Genomic DNA, 19,181 nt, shown 5'->3' with positions numbered 1-19,181 from the left:
ATCATTAATTTTGCGGTTAATAATAGGTTACAATATTATGCTGGAGTTTTTCATTCGCAATTTTTACCTGCAACAAAACTAGCACAACGAGTTAACTTAGATAAATCAAAAAATAGTTTTAATCTATCCTCGTTAGATAATGCTATCTCACCATCCACACCTGCCGTTATTTTTCCTTTATTTATTTGTGTAACCCTTTTTATGGATGCCAGTAACATTGCCTTACTTCTTATTAAGAGTCTTTGCAGATTTCTTACTTGACGCTTATCACCAAGACATTCGGCACGGTATATCCGCTGTTGCAATTTTTCTACATACCTATTAATCTGAGACCAATCAATTAGTTCCCATTGGGTATCGGGAGATAATGTGGACTTCCTATAGTTTGAAGTTTTTCGCATCTGTTACCTCACTTTTGAGATCTTGCTTTTCGTTTTATTCCGTGTTGATTACCAGTTGGAAGTCAGCACCCTTTCAGGTATGTAAGTTTACATTATTCGCCCAGTTATTTCTTATTTCTGGGGGTTTGCACCCTAGCGACCTCTGCTTTTTCCAACGCTCCGTTATCCTCTAGAGAATTGTATCTTCCTTGCGTTCGACCTACCAAAAATGGACTCCATAGGACTTACCAAGTTCAACTTCTGTTAGTTTCGGATGGGTTAGGTTTCTTCAATACACCGGCAGATATGTAGGTAGTAACACACGCACATAGGAAGTTGCGCTTTCCAATCTGCAATACAGCGGCAATCATATCCCAACCGCTGCTGTCTATTACGATGCTTAATCAGAAACCATACCACCCTTTCCCTTACCCCTGTTTGCCATGGATACTAGGCAGCCAGTTGGGCTTTTCCTCATGCAACCCACCCCCAGGTTACCCCGAACGCAGTTTTGGATGGGAATATCCCTACTACTAAGACATCAGACTGTAGTCTGAACTAATCTTTCAAGAAGAAGCCGCTTCTTGTCGCACTCCCATTATAAACATAATATACATATACTATGTAACCGTAAACCTTAAAAATAGTGTTCTTTGTTTATTAAGTAACACTATTGCTAAATAATTTAAACAACTAAATTTTTGCAGTCCCTTTCATTCTTCTCATTAGAAATAAGCTTTTGATCTTTATTTCTATTATTATTCATTACTATTATATCGAAGTAATTTTGAAAAGTTTGTAAATTGTTGTCGGAATTTATAAAGGTTTTGTTTTTTATTGACAGATGATTGAACTTAATATGAAAGAAATGAATAGATACAAACAAACTAATATATTAGATGAATTTTTTCATAGTTATACATACTTACATTCTTGGTAGAACTGATTATAAACTCCGATTACTACTGCTGCTTTACATAAAACAGATGGGTATAATGATGATCTTCCTCAGGAAGCTAGGAAAGAGATTTAGAAGAATTATTTAAGGTAGGGATTATAGAAATCCCCTCCTCATCCTCAAAGCATTTTATCATTCAAAAAATAGAGTATCTTATATTTCAACTCCTTTATAGTTGTTGACGTATCCTCTGCCAGATTTCCGAAATAGCATATCTACACATTCTGTCAGATAAACAAATCTTATTCTTAGCTTCTAGTACTTTCAAGTTACACATGGCTGGATAAATAATCATTTCTCTTTTACCATTTCTAGTTTTTAAATAGAACTTACCATTGTTTTTATAAATAATGTTATAATACCCTTGCATTTCTGCTATTCTAATAATTTGATCAAAATACTTTTTTTGCTCCTCTTTTTTAACTGAAACCCTTAACCTCCCACCTCTAATAAATTCTAAGAAGTCACTTCCTAAGAATCTATCTAAATTACTCTTCTGCCTCTGATTCCAGAAGTGCTGTAGACAATTCGGACAAGAGGCTGAGCAATTACAACCTTCAAATATTTCTTTCATTTTATTCAAAACAGAATCTATAAGTTTTGAAACTCTTCCTGCGTATCCTGCTCCAGAACTTAAGCTATCATAAAGGTAAACATCAGCATACGTGCTGTTCCCAACGGTTCTTATACGAAACCCACTTTTCATGTCACTAAATTCAACATCTAGTTCTCTACTGGCAGCCAAAGCCAATCCCTCAGTGAAAGTAGTAAGCGCAGGTATTAGCCAAACTGAAAATGGGGCTTCTAAGTCCAATTTACTTTCATCTAACTTCAGTTCTAATACCATCATATCAGTATTAAACTCATATCCTAGATAGACGTTTGAATAATCATGCCTACACTTCATTGAGTCATCTTTCATATACGGAATCTTATATGGTCTCTTTCTATTTTTTCTATCGGTAGGATTACCAATGTTAGGCTCAATAGCCCCACATTCTTTACACAGTTCAAAACCTTCTTCCTCAGGCCCCTTATTTATAATAACAAGTTTCTGATTATCCCTATTCTCCATCCTGATATATCCAACAATCCCTACTTCTTTCATTTCACCACCAGATGGCATGGATGAATAAGATGGTTGACTTGCATAAGACATCTCTTGATCCTCATGAGTTTCAGGAATGTTTCTTCCTTCTCTTGCAGCAAATCCCCATGGTTTAATCATAGTATGTGATTCTAAGGTATTACTACACAGTGGACACTTCCCATATGTTTCGTTAACACCAAACCATCCACAAAACGGATTAGTACAGCAAGTAACGTTTTTGTTATATTCATCCAATCCAAGCCACGCCTCAGCTGCATTAAATTTTTTATCCTTTTGAAATTTTGTATAATAATCAAATAGTCCACCAGATATATACGTCTGCTTATTTACAACAAGCGAACGACCCGGTGCATATTCACTTAATGCAATATCAATACTTCTTTCAGGACTCTCTTTTACCACCCCATTTAAATCTTCAATCCAAAAATGAACTATATTTCTTGGAAAACTATAATTTGGTAATACCCCTTCTGAAAACAATACATCCATCAATCTATACAAATAAGATCGTGAGTCATCTAATTTCACTGGTGGAGTGTACATAAAAGGAGCTTTTTCGACCTTTGCAGCAATACTCCCAATCTTATCATCTAGTTCCTTAACATAAGACTTCCAATTGAAATCATTTACAGGAATTAGAATATTCTCTCTTTTTCTTATTGATGATATATTCTCTTTAGCCCAATCTATGAATGACAAGTAATTTAAATTTTCCCCAGCATCAAAGAAGTTGATAGTATTGATATCATCCAATCCCATATTCCCTGTTCTTAAGTATTCTTGTAGCAAAATCAGATTAATATGTCGTTTCACTAATTTCATATTCGTTGCATCAATCCATGGTATTCTTGGTATCCCAGATATTATTTCACTTGGATGTTTGAAATACCAGGCATCATGTGGTCCATTTTCTGTATAAGTAACAATAGAAGAAACAGCTGCACCAGCACGCCCGGCACGCCCTGCTCTTTGCTGGTAGTTTTCACGCATAGGTGGAACATTACGCAACCCAACACTTGTTAAAGAACCTATATCAATACCAACCTCCATTGTAGTGGTACAACTTAACACATCTATAGGTTCTTCATCTTCTTCAAGTGTAATGTTTCTAAATGCAAGCTCATGCTTTTCAGTGGTTACCCATACATTTTTTTTTGCATCCTTGTATGACAATTGTGCTGTATGCTCCTCTGTAGTAATATTTCTGATTTTCTCTCCAGTAATTGCATTTAGAACCGGCAGTCTCCATAATGAATATCGCTTTAGATGTTCCTCATCTATTAGATGTACATGATCATTACTTCCACAATAAATACAATGCCCCCATAAAGTATAGGTAGAAACACCTGCACATCGGTGACACTTATACCATTTTGAATTTTCAGCGGTCTTTAATTCCAACCTTGATCCAAATATAAATTTTCTGTTATGATTTCTTTCAGATGACTGTAATCTCTCTGTCATAAAATCAAATTTATCAAGAAGAATTTGTACTTTATCATCAGTTACGCCATGATATCTTAGTATTTCATTCATAAACTGTGGAAATTTGGCTACTTCATCAACTCCAAATCCTCTACGATCATATGCCAAAATACTATTTCTGACATCATCACCTATCTCAGGAAAAATAGCAATTTTTCTGACCAACAAATATTGAATCCAAGTATTATAAATTGCTCTTATATCTTCTTCACTTATCCCCGTAAGAATTTCAACTTTTTCTAATATTTGAAATTCCAATCTTTCTCCTGCATCACCTGACTCAGCCAACACTACTTGTCCAAGTCCAAGATTATTAAACGAACGGTAACTATCACTTATATTTTTTAGCAGTAGCTGGTAAAACATTTGTGGTGGACTACCTATATCTTCACGCATATATTTAAACTTAACACGCGAACTAGAAGCATAGAACTCCTCATATTTCTTTAAATGGTTCTTAAATATATCCTTTTCTTCCCCATAGAAAAAATTCAACTTATTATCGTATACAACTTTCAAAAATGCATAATATAACAAATCAAGCGTATTATCACTGCCTCGACTATTTTCTAATAATTTTTGAGCTATAAAGATAGCTTGTCTACCTGCATCACCATCTGATGAAATTGTCATATCTCTTGCTAACGTTGCCGCTCTTTGCCTACTATCTGAGAAAAGCAAAACTTTTTTGCCCTCATTATTCAGGTTCATATCCTTACTTACCTGAGACTCAAACTGTGCTTTAACAATATTGGCAAAAGGTTCATTCCCCCTAGTAACAAAGGGGGTAATCCTATTGTAGTCTTTACCACAATTCGGGCAAGTTGCAAATGAATATGCTTCATTCTCTTTACTAAAATCATCTGAAATTAGAACCTTTAAATACCCCTCTTCTCCTGCATGAGATTCTTCTCTAAAAAGCAACCCAGTCTTTGAATCTAAATAGCCAACTACAGATTTTTCTTTAGTTTTACCGCTCTTCTTATTAAGCTTAAAAAGATCAGTTCTATTTTCCGGCATAATCCACAAATGCATTTCGTGTGTTGCTTTAATAATTTGATTATGCCTTGGCCATAAGAAATCAAATGGCTCTACATTACACATTTCATCATCTATAAATACTCGAACATATAATGTTCCACATTTTCTATCCATCATTAGTTCAAACATTCTTCCTCCACAATGTGGACAAGTTTCAATATTCTTATCTGTAATATATCCAAGCTTAATACCCATTCCTTCGTGACTATGGGTACAATTAGGATTTACACAAGTAAAAAGTCCCTGTAGCCCCTTAAATAACATATGCACTTTTGAACCAAGCAAGACCTTTCCAGCTTTAGTTTTTGCCATTGTCCCCAATTGCATAAGAATTTCTAATGCCTGTTCTGAAGTAGAGACAGGTACATCTTCTTCAAATATTTCCTTCGCTATTGCTGAAAATGCTTTTCCTTTTTCACTACATACATGTATTAACTGACGCATTAAGCTATCTTTCGCTAATTTTTCAAATAACCAATGTCCTACTTTATCTGCTTCTATAGGCACTTTTGACCACTTATACATCTCTACTAATTTATTATACTCACTTAATTGTTGTTCAAATTCTCCTTGTAAACTACTCAATGACAAACTTGCATAAAAACTAGCTTGCTCCATAGTGCCCAATTTATAGTTATCAATTTTCTCTGTTTCTTCTCTAATTATCTTGAAAGAATCATGGTCAGGATCCTTTCCAGTCAAACCGCATGCAAATTTTTGTAACTCACTATTCTTATCAGCAGGTACACTGGCACTTGTTAAAATACACTTCACTTTAGAACTATTTATACCTAGTTTATCCATTAATCGACGAATAAGGAGTGATACTTCTCCCCCAGCTGCCCCTCTATACATATGCGCTTCGTCAATTATTAATAACAGTTTGTTATCTTCTGCCGCATTAATCCACTGTATTGTTTTATTCCAGAAATTATCCTCTATGGGTCTCATTAGCATGTACTCCAACATGCTATAGTTCGTAATTAATATATCTGGACATATCTTCTGCATCTCACCACGAGTATATAATTCCGCATCTTCAGAATCTGTTATTTGTAATCCTTTTGATAGGTTTTTATAGAATTTTTCTAAGTTTTTTGAAGGTATACGTCCTATCTCTTTAAGTTCATCATGTGCATTTGACTCTATGTAGTTTTTACGAATTAAGCTCGCTAAGTTCTTGTTTTTCTTTTCATCATCCTGTCCTGCATATGGTGTTCTACCTGTATACATACCAAATCTTACTCTTCTTCTTTTTCCTTTTCCACATAGTATTTTGTGAAATACATCATCTTTCCGACCGATAATATTTCTCATTCTTCCTAACTGATCGGAAACCAGTGCATTCATAGGATAAAGAACCAACGCTCTGATTCCTTCCTGTTTCCATGACTTTTCATTATGATATGATTCATATATCAAATCCGTAAGAATTGGCCATAAAAAACATTCCGTTTTACCAGAACCAGTACCTGTTGTAACCATTATGTTTTTACCCTCATAATAATTTTCAATGGCATTAACCTGGTGCTGAAATGGAGTTTTGAAAACTCCTAATCCAGAATCAATCAAACTTTTTAATATATCTTTTCTTTCTACATCTAGCTTAGCATTTACAAAACCATTACTTAGCATTTTATAATTTTTTGTAACTTCTATATACGGTTCCTGATAAAGAACTTCTTTTTCTAATAGCAGTTCATCAGCAGCATCCATCAGCAAATCATTTTCTGCTAAATACTGTGCTTTTATATAATCTATCAATTTCTTTTTTAAACTATCATGTGTTTTTCTTATGCCTATTTCTCTCATAGGTACTCCTCCCCTTATTTGCTAGCCAACCAGTTTTATTCCTAACTTATTAATCTGTTTTTCTACAACCTCCCACAAAAAATTAGGAATAATTCTTAAGTATTTATTATTAAATGTCATGTATGGCCACGAACAACATGTTATTATTCTATCTTCATAGGTAGGAAACCCTCCCCTACACCTTAATATATAATAATCCTCTTTCTTTCTCACCTTAAATTCAGCGGGAGTTCCATTTTCATAATTTAAAGCGTAAAGTATTCTATAAATCTCTTTTTGCTCAATATACCAAGGGTCTAACTCTGCTATATGCAATTTACCTTTGTTGTTCTTTACTAAAATATATCCTCCATTGTATTCATTAGCTAATCTTATAATACTAATACCTTGTGGGATCTCATTAAGCCCAATCGGTTTCCAACACTTTGAGTAAGCATCTTTAGAGCCTAGTTTGAAAATCAGATAATTGCCATTAAGGTCAGATTCTTTCCAATCAAATTCCTTATCCATTATCTTACAATAATCTTTACCAGCAACATTGATGATTTTTCTATCAGTCATGTAATCTTCTAGATTGTCATCTTTCTTCCACTGAGCTACTCCAACAGAATATACATTATTTTCATTTAAGACATTTCCTCTAATTAAGTATAAATTATCAGTATATTTATAGAATGAGGTCTGTACGGTGGTAATTCTTCTAGATAAAATTTGTACCAAATTGTAAGTATACACAACCTCCTTGATAATCTGACTTGCCAAAGCTCGTGCACGTCCTTCATAGCCAGAAGTCGAAGTACTATCTATCCAATCGTGATTGATATCGAAACACAGTAAATATGCTTCTAGCACTTTAGACAGATGAGTTTCAATGTACATAATATCTGTGTTAATAAAACTATCACTTAATTTACTATCAGCATATGAACGCCCATATACCAAAGTCTTAGCCCAAGCCGCCCCAGCTGAATAAATTAAGCGTTGATTATATTCACACTCAGATTCATCCGTAAATTGATTTATCTTTAAGTCTCTAGCTAGTGTTTTAATTAATTTATCCTTCATTTTACCTTACCACACATTCAATCAGTTTCTGAGAATACCTATCCTCATTACCTTGGATTAGGTCTACTAGTTTCTCATACTGCTCTTCATCAATAATCCATTTCAACTCTGTCTCAATTAATTTGTATAATGCATCATCTTCAGAATTATTCTTTTCCTCTTCTAGAAGTTCACACAATACATTCCCTCTTGTCACTACATATGAATTGCTCATTCCGATATGCTCTAATATCTTCCTTGACATTTTATGCCCCGGTTCTTTCCATGTATATATACGTTCTTTAAATAGTTTGTCAGCATCAGAATACACTAAGCTATGTTTTTTAACATTCACTCTCTTAGTTGAAACAATAAGTTGAATATAATTATAAAAATGCTTTTGTAAGTATCTTAAGTCTTCTTTGCTCTCTGCTGTAAAAACTACTATTTTCCCATTATCATTCCTTAAAATAGGTAATAGAATATTCTCATTCATTGTTCCAAAAGCGTCTTCCACTATAACTGAATCAGTTTGTGCATCAGAAATCGCACCTGCTAACTCATTTATACTATTAAATCCAACCGGAATGCTTATAATTTCAGACTTTTCTCCATAGCGCGCTGCCGTAAGTGAAAGTGCAAGCTGTCTGGCACCAAATCCACAGATCAACGGGCACAATCCTGCTCCAATAGCCGCATTAAATGAACCATACATTGTTCCAGCCGGCATTTTATCTCCTGCATTAGAAAGATTAATTTCTACAACATCTATGTAATCCTCATAATCGGTAGATTCTTCAAGTTCTTTAACTTTGCAACCTTTCTGTATATAAAGGGCACCAGATTTCGGTGTACTTTCACTTGCAGCAGCAATTTGAATACTGCTCTCGTACCCTCTTTGATAGAGAAGTGATTCTATTTTATGCTCAATGACTTTTTGGTCTATCTTAGCAAAATAATCTTTAATATACCCTTCCCACTCTCCAACTTTGCTTTTAAGCTGTTCTTTTTTTGTCTCTAACTCTTTCAACAACTCCTTCTGCCCTGCAACTATACTTTCTAATTCTATATTTTCTTTTACCTTTTCTTCATTTTCTTCTTGCCAAGCATTCTGTACTTGGACGTATATATCTCTAGTTTTCGCCTGAAGTTTTATTGTGATATCATCCAAGTTTAATTGTGTTTTTTCTAATTCCCTTCTTAAATCTTTTATTTCATCCTCTTTACTTGTGACAATACTTTTCTGTTGTATCAACTCATCATGTACATTTTCATTCTCTTTCTTTAACAATACAATTGTCTTTTCTTTTGAGTTAATATCAGCATTTAGGTATTCGACTTCTAACTCAAGTTCCATTATCTTACTTTTTAGCTTATCCTTTTGAGTTGCCATTTTCTTCTGCCACTCGTCTTCTTTTTTCTTCATTTCTTCTTCCTGAATATCTAGTATCTCTTTTCGTATACTTTCAATTTTTTGTATCAAATTCCACTCTTTCCTTATATTATCTTTCATATCAAGGGTAATATCTACACCAGACATTTTTAATTGCAAGAAAAACAACTCTAAATCTAATGACGAATTTGGAGATTTAATTATATGAATAAATAACTTCTTATAATTGTCAATTGAAAAATTCTTTACATCTTCCATCTGAATTTCTTTCCCCATACATTCATGTATGATTGACTCAAAGACCCTTTTCATTCTCCTTGCCGTCATCGCAAAAAACTTTTGATAATTTATATCACCTTTTTTATAAAGTTTTAAAGCAATTTCAGGTAAATTTTTCTGTACTAAAACTGACTTCTTATCCATTCTCCCTAGCTTGGGCCTATATTGAAAATAATGTTTTTCATTACGTTTTATTGGCTCCAGCATCTCATTTAAATCTGTATTTCTACATAAGATTTCAATATCTTCATCTGTCAAATCATTAAGTATTTTCAAATCTATCCTACCCATTTTTCAGTACCTCCTTTATAGAATACAAGTATTTTGCAGCTGCTAATGGTATTTCTTGCTTTTGTATCCACGGCAACATAATCCTATACAATTCTCGCGAATTCTGTCGTGCATACTCAAAAACTTGTAAAATTTCATTAGGAATCGGAACAGTTATTGAATTACAACAATATAAATGTTCAACTATTGTATTAATATGTATTTTACTATCCTTATTTTCTCTCTTCTTAATCGTTTTAGATTCTAACCAGATTTTCCCGAAACCTCCGATATCTATAACTAATACTCTATTTCGTTGTAGATTCTGTACTATTCTTTTTGAAGACATTTCAACATAATTTTTATTCAAGATACAAATGTTTAGCTTGATATCTGTTTCGAAGAAAATCTTTTTTGCTTTAAATATTTCAGCCTCATCAACTGCTAGTAGCTTTAATGGGTTCTCGTCCGTTTTACACATTATATCGGGTTTATATACCTTTTTATTATCAAAATTATTTCTGGTCTGAGTTAGCATGAACCTTATCTCGTTTGACAAACTGTTAAATTTGTAATCTGACAGCAATAAAGTTTTATTGTTTGTTCTTATTTCGAATATATTGTTATTTTCATCAATATTTGTTATGCCGTATTCGCTAACATTAAATATACGTTGACCAGATCGTTTACCATGAAATAAAAATGCATTATTCGAGTGTCGCGGATATATTAGCTCTTTGCCCTCAATAATAGCTGGCGGCCACATAGGTATTATCTCATCACTATTTTCAATTAATTGATATCCTTTATTTTGAATATATGCAATTGCTTCATCTGTTACGCTGTTAACAGTCATTGCATGTATGGCATACTCACGGTTATCATACCAATCTTTAATACTAAGGAATCCCTTTCTTGCAAAGGAAATTCCTTTTACCGAAGAAACAAGATTATTCCTTTTTACAATAAGATACTCTTTTCCAACCACAATATTGGAATGTAATGCTACTCTAAAGCCTCCATCATAGTAAGAATGAAATATATCCTTTTCGCAATCCAATCCTCGAATGCCCCATTCCCATTTCTGTTGAACTTCCGGTATTGAATATTTTACTTTTTTACATTTGACCTTTATCCAGTCAACTATTGTTTTCACTCTGTAAAACCTTATATTACTTGCAGAGTATTCTTCTTTTGCTCCATCTTCACTAATAACTACTTTTGCCCCCCACTCTTCCAACTTCTTCATACTGGATTGATTTAAGGGAGGGAAGTATGCATTTAATTGATATTTCCCTTCTCTAAAAACACATAAATGCAGTGGTAATCCACCGTTAGTTATATATACTTTATCAACTGCCCCATCAATCCTTTTATAATTTACAACTCCTTTATATCCTGGACAGATTCTCTGTAGAGGTGTCCTGTTTTTAATCGGTTTATGAGCATAATAATTTCCATTACGATCCCGTACCATAATTTCTTCCAAACAATAAGGGCAAGCATATGTGCGCCCATGAACAGCTTTCTCAGGATAAACTTTTCTTCCATATCCGTCTATGCCATATTCAATTGATGCCATATTCTTCTCTTCTTTCTCTACAATTTATTTTTTATGTCTTTTTTTGATTAGCATATAATTAGAACACTTCAAACCAAAAATAATTAACTTATTCAAAATTTGTGCTGCTATTTGTTTGGTTTTACTTACACTACTAAATAAACATTTGTTGAAGTAAGCCTTTTTTCCATTGGTTTAGGAGTTCAAGTTTTATTATTTTTGTATCCACTACATAGAAATAAGCGGCTATTTTGTCTTGTTCTTTTTTATGTATATATACTAATTTTATCATCGAACAAACTGCAGGGATGATTGTACTGATTTATGTAAATATTTGTCTCTATTTTTTATATCTAACTTCCTATTATTGATAATAAATGCTATTATATACATCACCCTTTTGTAAAGAAATCAACTACTTAATTTTATATTCAATACGACATCATATTGCACCTTTGAAAATCGTTCGTCATTTTTGTACATATATCGACATCACAAGTTATTTACTTTTATTATTTAGAAGTAAAACTTCATTTTCTATATTTATTGCTTCTTTCTTCAGTTGTCGCAAGCAATTTTATTTGAAGAAACATTGGTAAATAATTTACCTAAACTTCATATAATAAATTACCAAAAAGTCCTTTAAACGAAGGTTTTTCGGACTCCTTTTAAAAGCATTAGAAACATATAAAAAAAGATGAAAAACAATCCTAGAACTTATCCTAAAAATATAGTCTTAAAACTTGACTTTCCAGCTGAGTTATAGGACAATTTTATTATATCGAAATGATCTGGAGGTAATTTTTATGAAAATAGGATATGCTAGAGTTTCAACTAGAGAACAAAATCTAGATCTGCAAATAGATGCTCTTAAAAGTTCAGGATGCGAGAAAATTTTTACTGATAAAGTATCAGGAGCAAAAGAAGAAAGACCTGGACTAAAACAAGCTCTTGAATATGCAAGAAAAGGAGATATTATTGTTGTATGGAAATTAGATCGAGCTGGAAGATCATTGAAGCATCTCATCGAAATTGTAAATGAATTAAATGGAAAAGAAATTGGATTTATAAGCCTTAAAGAAAATTTAGATACAACTAGCTCAACAGGGAAATTAATGTTTCATATTTTTGCTTCTTTAGCAGAATTTGAAAGAGATATCATTAGAGAAAGAACCTTAGCTGGACTTTCATCCGCAAGAGCCAGGGGAAGAGTTGGTGGCAGACCACCTGTAATGGATACAAATAAAATTGCTATGGCCAAGTCCATGATGGCTGACAAAAGCATCTCTGTTAAAGATATATGCAAAGCTTTGAGTGTGTCAAAATCAACTTTATACAAATACTTAAATGAAGATAAAAAGCTTAGAACTATCGAATGATGGATGCAATAGTTCTAAGCTTTTTTGATTGCTTTACAAAATTATACATAGACACAAAACTTAAGAAAAAATTGCTAAAATTTGTATACATTTCCCTTGCTTGGTTGGTAGAATAAAGAAAAATAAAAGAGGAGATAATTGTGATTATAGCTAAACTGGGGAAAGATAGCATAAAAAGAAGTGAAATCCCTGAAAATCGATGCGTATTTAAAGTTGATGGTAAGGAATATTACATAGGAGGCGGAAAGTATGACTATGACTATGCACCTCATCAATTAAAACCTAATTTAGAATATTTAGTTGCTATTGAAGTAGAGTTAAAAGAAGACATTATTCATATTACAGAAGATTTTTATTTTTTAGCATTTGATGAAGAATACAATTTAGTTCATAAGGTTAAGGATCATGATATTGCAATAGATGTTCCGTATATACCTCTTTTTAGGGAAATTATTCTATGGAAGTTATTGGTTTAAATGGATTTCTGTAGTGTTGAAGGAAGAAAAGTTGCATATTCTAATTATAATCATAGCTACGATTATAGATTAAACAATATCCCAGAAAAGCTTACTGCTCCTAATAAAGAATATGATGATAATTTCACATATGCATCTAAAAATCCAAAAAGCTATGAAATAGAATATGTCTTTTTAGAAAATGTTGTTGGTAGTAAACATGGAAGATATGAAGGAAGAACTTGGTTTGAAATGTTTATTTATTTAAAGAAAACTAGAAATATAATAAATTTGCTAATGAAGCCTGATTATTATAACAAGCTAGAATCTGAAGAAATACAGCCAGAACATCTTAGTTTCATCAAAATAGATGATGATTATTATGTAAATGGTGGAAATCATCGAGTTACTATAGCCAAATTAAAAGGAATAAAAAGCATATTAGCTCCAGTACTTAAATTAGAAACATCGGAATTTCACAAAAGCTTCTTTAAAAAAATATCAAATCTCAGATTTGATGTTAGTTTGGAAGGTGATTCACATTCTTATTATAATACTCTTACAGGACTACATAACAAACACAAATGGGAAGTATTCAAAATAAAATTTAATATTTCTAGCATATATTTATATAATGAAGATATGATAATAGAATTTTATAACACTTTTATAAATCTAAATGTATCGGACAAAGCGGTTAAAATGAATGAATTTAGAAAGCACTTACTAAAATTTGAAAGTTGGTTTATAAAATCTAAAGCAGATCAGTATGAAGCATGGTATGAGAAATATATGACAAACGGAGTAAAAAACTTTTTTTTAGAAAACTACTTAGCCTTATCAGAACATAAGAAATACTTAAACTTGTATAAAGTAAGTTAATCTGGTATATTATAATTAATAACAATTAAAATTGTTAAGTCGAGTCGATAGAGTTCAATAAGAAAAGCAGGTGTTGCGAACACCTGCTTTTCTTTCGCTACTTTTTTGAATAAACTATAGTCTCTGAAGAAAAAAACTTGTCGATTGGATATATTGTACAGTAACTTTTATGTACAAATAAGATGCCTCTTGAAGAATTCAGATATTTAATTGACGCAGGAAATTCTTTTGAGGATTATTATTTGAACTAAAACGATACTGATCAAGAAAGTTTATTTTCCATATACAATCTTCCATAATATGAATATCATGACATTTTAGCAAACAATAATAATAATTGGAAAATTTTTTAAAAAAAGAAGGAAAATAATTCTATTTATAGAATATATTAAGTAGTGGCCACTAAATACATAACAAGGAGTGTATATTATGAAAAAACAATTTTTTGCTGTATTGCTTAGCTCACTAATGCTATTTACATCAATTGGTAGCATTGCTCTAGCAAGTGGTAATGATACAGATTCAGGTGTACTAAGAAAATTAACCACTCAACAAATCAAACAAAGTGCACTGGATAAACTAAATGATATAGAAAATGATTTAGAAGTAAAACCTCTTGGTAGTTTTTATGAAGAATGGCCAGTTTCTTATTTACCAGATTATCAATTTGTTGATAAGGAAGCTTTTCAAGTTGCTGAATTTACGTTTGACACATACGGGCATAATGAAGAGTATAAAACGGTTGACGTAATATATACAGGCGGAGATACAGTATCATGGACTATTGCAGGTGCTCTAGAAGGAGAGGCAGAATTTAAAGTAATTAAAGCAAAACTAGGAATAAGTGTATCAAGAACTTCAACTATCTCTACGTCTGTTTCTGCAAAAGCTCCCTATTCTATAAAAAAAGATTCTGTAGGGGTAATTCCAATTTATGCGTATGGCTATAAAACAGGCGGTGCAATAAAATATAAGTGGGCAGATGTAGCTGGCAATACAGGGTATAAATATAAAGATATTGAAAGTTATTTACCATACACTAAGTATACAGACTCATATATTAAATTTGGAAGGCTAATTTACGAATAAAATGAAACAAAAAAACAAACTCAGCATTGTTATAGCTATTATTATAGTAAGTAATCTAATTAGCATAGGAGTAACTTATAATCTTAGCAATTATCTTACTAAAACCCCAAAATTAGATTACAGCAACTTTGCAACTTTATCTAATGAATATATAGATAATCTGAACAAGCAATATCCTAATTCCTTTATTGCTAATCCTACACTAACCGTTTATCCAGGACATGCAGAGTTAAATAAGTATTGGACCGAAAGCGTTTATAATGCTATTAATAATGATCTTGCTTTTCTTAAACAAAAATCAATCTATATACTAAATAATGAAAAAAATATTGTTACAAAAGTCGTTTTCAACTACGATCCAAACTTACATCATAAAGCGTATTTCTCTGTTAATCGCATTTTTACTAATCCTATAGATGCTAAAAAACTAGAACTAGATGTAAATCCTACTTTTAGTAATTCTATTTCTACTAATGGAATATTTATTCAAGTCACTACTATAGGTCTAGTAGAATTAATGCCTGACAGGCAATTCGAAGAAAAAATGATAAAAATGAACACAGAGATAACATCTAAAATTCAAGAGTATATAATTAAAACATATGAAAAGTAAGTAAAAAATATCCTCCTTATCCTCATAGTAATGTGGCGTAAGGAGGATATTTTGAGATATTCTAGAAAGGGTCCCACCAACAATCCTACAATGTTGGCGAGACCCCCAATAATTCTAATGGATAATAAGTTTTTTTGAAATATCAAAAGCTACAGAGATTAGTAAAACTAGATTGTATAGATATGTAAAGTCAAGGAAAACAGCTGAAAATTCGTGAAAGCTAAAATTTATACATTCTGCTATATGTATTATTGATTTTTGAAAAAAATGCAAGAAGAACATGAAAAAGAAAAAGAATAAAATAGAGATATTCTAGTCTTTCATTTTTCATTAAATAGCTCTATCAATTCAGAAACAGTAACAAATTCATAGCCTCTGTTTTTAAGCTCAGGTATTACAGTCTTCAGTGCCTCTACTGTATGACTTTTACCTTCCACATAATCATGTAGCAATATAATATCTCCATTCTCTATATTCGAAAGAATAGATTTTATAATGTTTCTTACACCTGGATTACTCCAATCATTGGAATCTTGATGTGGTGACCACAATACAATTGTAAGGTTATTTTTACTAGCAATATTTAATAGATTTTCATTATAAAATCCAAATGGAGGTCTTATTAATTCAGATTGACGTCCAGTCACTTCATTTATTATTTTTTGTGTTCCTTCGATTTCATGCTCTACTCTGTCTTTTGATATTTTACTGACATCTACATGTGAGTATGTATGATTGCCTATTTCATGACCTTCGTCTGCTACCATTTTTAATGTTTCTGGGTACGACTCTGTATGCTTGCCAAGCACAAAAAAAGTTGCTTTAATATCATTTTCTTTTAATATTGATAATATTTGAGGAGTAATCCTTGGATGTGGACCATCATCAAATGTCAAGGCTATCACCTTCTTATTATTAGGACCCTGTTTTACAAGTTGTATATAGCCATCTTCAGTAACTATGTGAGCATCAGTATCATCGTTCACTGTTCTTTGAAATATAATTAAATCTGAAAAAGTTATAAATAAAAAGAGCAAAAAAAATAAAAGTTTTAAGCACACCTTTTTTTGCATTTTTTTCCTCTCCAATCAATAATAATATATTATTACTATTTTAAATAGTTTAAATAGTAGATAAAGGTGGGATGAGCTATTAGAAGCTATTTCTTTATAACAATAAAGCTAAATAAAAAGCTTCTTTTAATATTTATTATGTTTCTGTCATCAATATTCATTGTTAAAGAACTTAAAGAAAATAATCCACAATGTTTTTCTTTTAAAAGTTCGGATAAAAGTGTAGTTATTGATGCTGGACATGGTGGGATTGACGGAGGTACAAGTGATCGTAAGGGCCTATTAGAAAAAAATATTAATCTCGATGTTTCTTTAAGAGTAGAACAATTACTAAGTAATAGAAATATTAACGTGATAATGACAAGAGAGCAGGATGTGTCACTTGAAAATAAAAGCAGCTTAAATTCCACAAGATACAGAAAAGATTTAAACGCAAGAAAAACTATTATTAATAGCAGTGATATAAATGCTTTTATAAGCATTCATGTTGATGCTCATCCCAAAAACCCTAAAGCAAGAGGTGTAAAAGTTTTTTATTATGACAAATCTGAAGAAGGAGAAAAATTAGCTAAAACAATTTGTAATGCTGTAGATAGTATCGTATATAAAGATTATTTAAAGAATCAAAGATTGAAGTCAAAAATCTTTTGTGGAGACTATTATATATTAAGAGAAACAAGTGTTCCAGGTGTTTTAGTTGAAATCGGATTTGTAACAAATACTGAAGACAATAAACTACTTCAAGATGACGGGTATAAGAATAGTGTCGCTTTAGCAATTTCTGAAGGAGTCATAGAATATATTAAAAATTAAACTATACTATAGCTACTAATGATATTTTTTTGAGGCAACCAGCATTTCCAATAGTTTCTGTACCAATAAAATAACTAAATAAAAGCACACTTTCAACTCAAACAAAAGACTAAAGAACTATTACTTAGAATCTATATTAGCTTTTAACACATAAAAGTATTACTTTTATGTCATCAAAAACTGATGTCCCAAAATGCAGACATATTGTAGTTTATAGACTCAAAATGGATTTATTGTTTTCGCCGGCTGTGCCTCTTTATAATTAATTAAGTTACATTTATATACGTTTTTGTCTAATAATAAGTAATCCCAAGCACTTGAGGTTATAAAGTAATTGGGATTTAAAGAATTAGAAAATAGCTTGAGTTAACTTGAGTTATAGTGCATTATTTTTTATAATCTGATTCTAAAACATCAACCTCGTCTAGTAATTTTTTTGATTGCTCTTTTGTTGTTTTCAGATCTTTTTTCTTTACTGCTTCATACATGCTATTTAAAGTACTTGAAAAGCTTTTAGCATGAGCTGTGCTAATATTTTCAACCTGTTTTTTTATTGTATCCCAAGTAGTTATTGCCGATTCACTGTCTTTTTTTGCTTGACTCCAATCTCCATGTTCAGCAGTAATCATAACCTGTCTTCCATAATAATCTAATTTACCTACTGCAGTAGGTACTTTCGGTTTATATAAATCCATTAAACTAATAGTATCTAAGGTTAGTCTGTTTGCTGCTAATGAAGCTTCATACTGTTTTTTTGTTTCAACTAATTGCTTTAGATTGTTTAGATCGTCTCTAAAGTCATTAATCTGTTTTTGAGAAGCTTTTTTTTCTTTTGCTATTGGTTCATAAACAGACCATTCTTTCTCTAGCGAAGATACTCTCTCATCTGCTTTCGTCCAGTCCTTTTTAGCAACATCATCAATTATATCTTCTGAGTTTGATTCAATGGCTTCAAGTGATTTCGGTACACTTCCTGTAGTATTTTCCTCTCTTTCTTCATATTCTTCACGTTCTTCTTGTTCTTGACTCTCGTGTTTTTCTCCTGGGACTTCTTTCATCGATCTGCTACATCCAACTATAACCAAAGAGAAACACATAGCAGCTACCATAATCATAAGTAATCTTTTCTTCGTAAGTAATCTCCTTTCATGTTTTTTTCAAGATACATGTAATTTTACATGGCTATTACTCTAATATTTTTTCCAATTCGCTCAAATAAATTCTATTATATAAATGTTACATTAATTTCTTTATAGTTGTATATATCTAATGATTTTAGTATATTTAAATTAATAACAATAAAAATTGTAAAGAGAACAATTAGACTCAATAAGAAAAGCAGGTGTGAAGGCACCTACTTTTTTTGTTGCTAAGTACAATGAGACTTGCCTTACTTCATGGAGGATAAAAATATTATCTCTTAACTCCTATTACTTATCAGGCAAAACAATCAGCACCACCCGTCTAACGGGTGGTTTGCTCTGCCCCTATAAGGGGCTGTTACCGACCAGCGCCTAAAGACGCTGGCCTTCACATTGTTCAA

Annotated in this window: 13 protein-coding genes; 6 read left to right on the top strand and 7 right to left on the bottom strand. The window is 31.8% G+C overall.

Going from position 1 to position 19,181, the window contains the following annotated elements:
• Positions 1-50: 50 nt before the first annotated feature.
• The 5 genes from HNR33_RS22300 to HNR33_RS22280 form a co-directional block, all read right to left on the bottom strand.
• Entirely contained in the window at positions 51-401 is a 351-nt protein-coding gene (locus HNR33_RS22300) for a reverse transcriptase N-terminal domain-containing protein (RefSeq protein WP_429088147.1), read from the bottom strand.
• A 1,106-nt stretch (positions 402-1,507) separates the two neighbouring features.
• Positions 1,508-6,787, bottom strand: a complete 5,280-nt coding sequence (locus HNR33_RS22295) for a DEAD/DEAH box helicase (RefSeq protein WP_429088146.1) — start codon at positions 6,785-6,787, stop codon at positions 1,508-1,510.
• Positions 6,788-6,808: 21 nt separating this feature from the next.
• Positions 6,809-7,852 (bottom strand): hypothetical protein, encoded by a 1,044-nt coding sequence (locus HNR33_RS22290; RefSeq protein WP_429088143.1) that lies wholly within the window; start codon positions 7,850-7,852, stop codon positions 6,809-6,811.
• Position 7,853: 1 nt separating this feature from the next.
• A complete protein-coding gene (locus HNR33_RS22285) occupies positions 7,854-9,794 on the bottom strand; it encodes a coiled-coil domain-containing protein (RefSeq protein WP_429088140.1) in 1,941 nt (646 codons plus the stop codon).
• Entirely contained in the window at positions 9,787-11,355 is a 1,569-nt protein-coding gene (locus HNR33_RS22280) for a hypothetical protein (protein WP_429088137.1), read from the bottom strand. The genes HNR33_RS22285 and HNR33_RS22280 overlap by 8 nt, the downstream gene beginning before the upstream one ends.
• A gap of 785 nt (positions 11,356-12,140) precedes the next feature.
• Between HNR33_RS22280 and HNR33_RS22275 the strand changes: the two genes are divergently transcribed.
• The 5 genes from HNR33_RS22275 to HNR33_RS22255 all read left to right on the top strand — a co-directional run bounded on the left by HNR33_RS22275 (position 12,141) and on the right by HNR33_RS22255 (position 15,752).
• Entirely contained in the window at positions 12,141-12,713 is a 573-nt protein-coding gene (locus tag HNR33_RS22275; RefSeq protein WP_429088136.1) for a recombinase family protein, read from the top strand.
• A 140-nt stretch (positions 12,714-12,853) separates the two neighbouring features.
• Entirely contained in the window at positions 12,854-13,189 is a 336-nt protein-coding gene (locus HNR33_RS22270; protein WP_429088133.1) for a hypothetical protein, read from the top strand.
• Positions 13,190-14,050: a hypothetical protein gene (locus HNR33_RS22265; RefSeq protein WP_429088130.1), complete on the top strand. Its 861-nt coding sequence runs from the start codon at positions 13,190-13,192 to the stop codon at positions 14,048-14,050.
• A gap of 429 nt (positions 14,051-14,479) precedes the next feature.
• Positions 14,480-15,139: a hypothetical protein gene (locus HNR33_RS22260; protein ID WP_429088128.1), complete on the top strand. Its 660-nt coding sequence runs from the start codon at positions 14,480-14,482 to the stop codon at positions 15,137-15,139.
• A 1-nt stretch (position 15,140) separates the two neighbouring features.
• Positions 15,141-15,752, top strand: coding sequence for a hypothetical protein (locus HNR33_RS22255; RefSeq protein WP_429088125.1), 612 nt, complete (start codon positions 15,141-15,143; stop codon positions 15,750-15,752).
• Between the two features lie 320 nt (positions 15,753-16,072).
• On the opposite strand, the gene HNR33_RS22250 is transcribed toward HNR33_RS22255, so the two are convergent.
• Positions 16,073-16,825, bottom strand: coding sequence for a polysaccharide deacetylase family protein (locus tag HNR33_RS22250; protein WP_429088123.1), 753 nt, complete (start codon positions 16,823-16,825; stop codon positions 16,073-16,075).
• A gap of 138 nt (positions 16,826-16,963) precedes the next feature.
• On the opposite strand from HNR33_RS22250, the gene HNR33_RS22245 reads away from it, so the two are divergent.
• Positions 16,964-17,638: an N-acetylmuramoyl-L-alanine amidase family protein gene (locus HNR33_RS22245; protein WP_429088121.1), complete on the top strand. Its 675-nt coding sequence runs from the start codon at positions 16,964-16,966 to the stop codon at positions 17,636-17,638.
• 386 nt (positions 17,639-18,024) lie between these two features.
• Here HNR33_RS22245 and HNR33_RS22240 read toward each other — a convergent pair whose 3' ends face one another.
• A complete protein-coding gene (locus HNR33_RS22240; protein WP_429088119.1) occupies positions 18,025-18,753 on the bottom strand; it encodes a hypothetical protein in 729 nt (242 codons plus the stop codon).
• Between the last annotated feature and the right edge of the window lie 428 nt (positions 18,754-19,181).

It is taken from the genome of Brassicibacter mesophilus (assembly GCF_050433385.1).
GTDB lineage: Bacteria > Bacillota > Clostridia > Tissierellales > Proteiniboraceae > Brassicibacter > Brassicibacter mesophilus.
The sequence above is the reverse complement of the archived record's forward strand: the minus strand, read 5'-3'. Positions and strand labels throughout refer to the sequence as shown.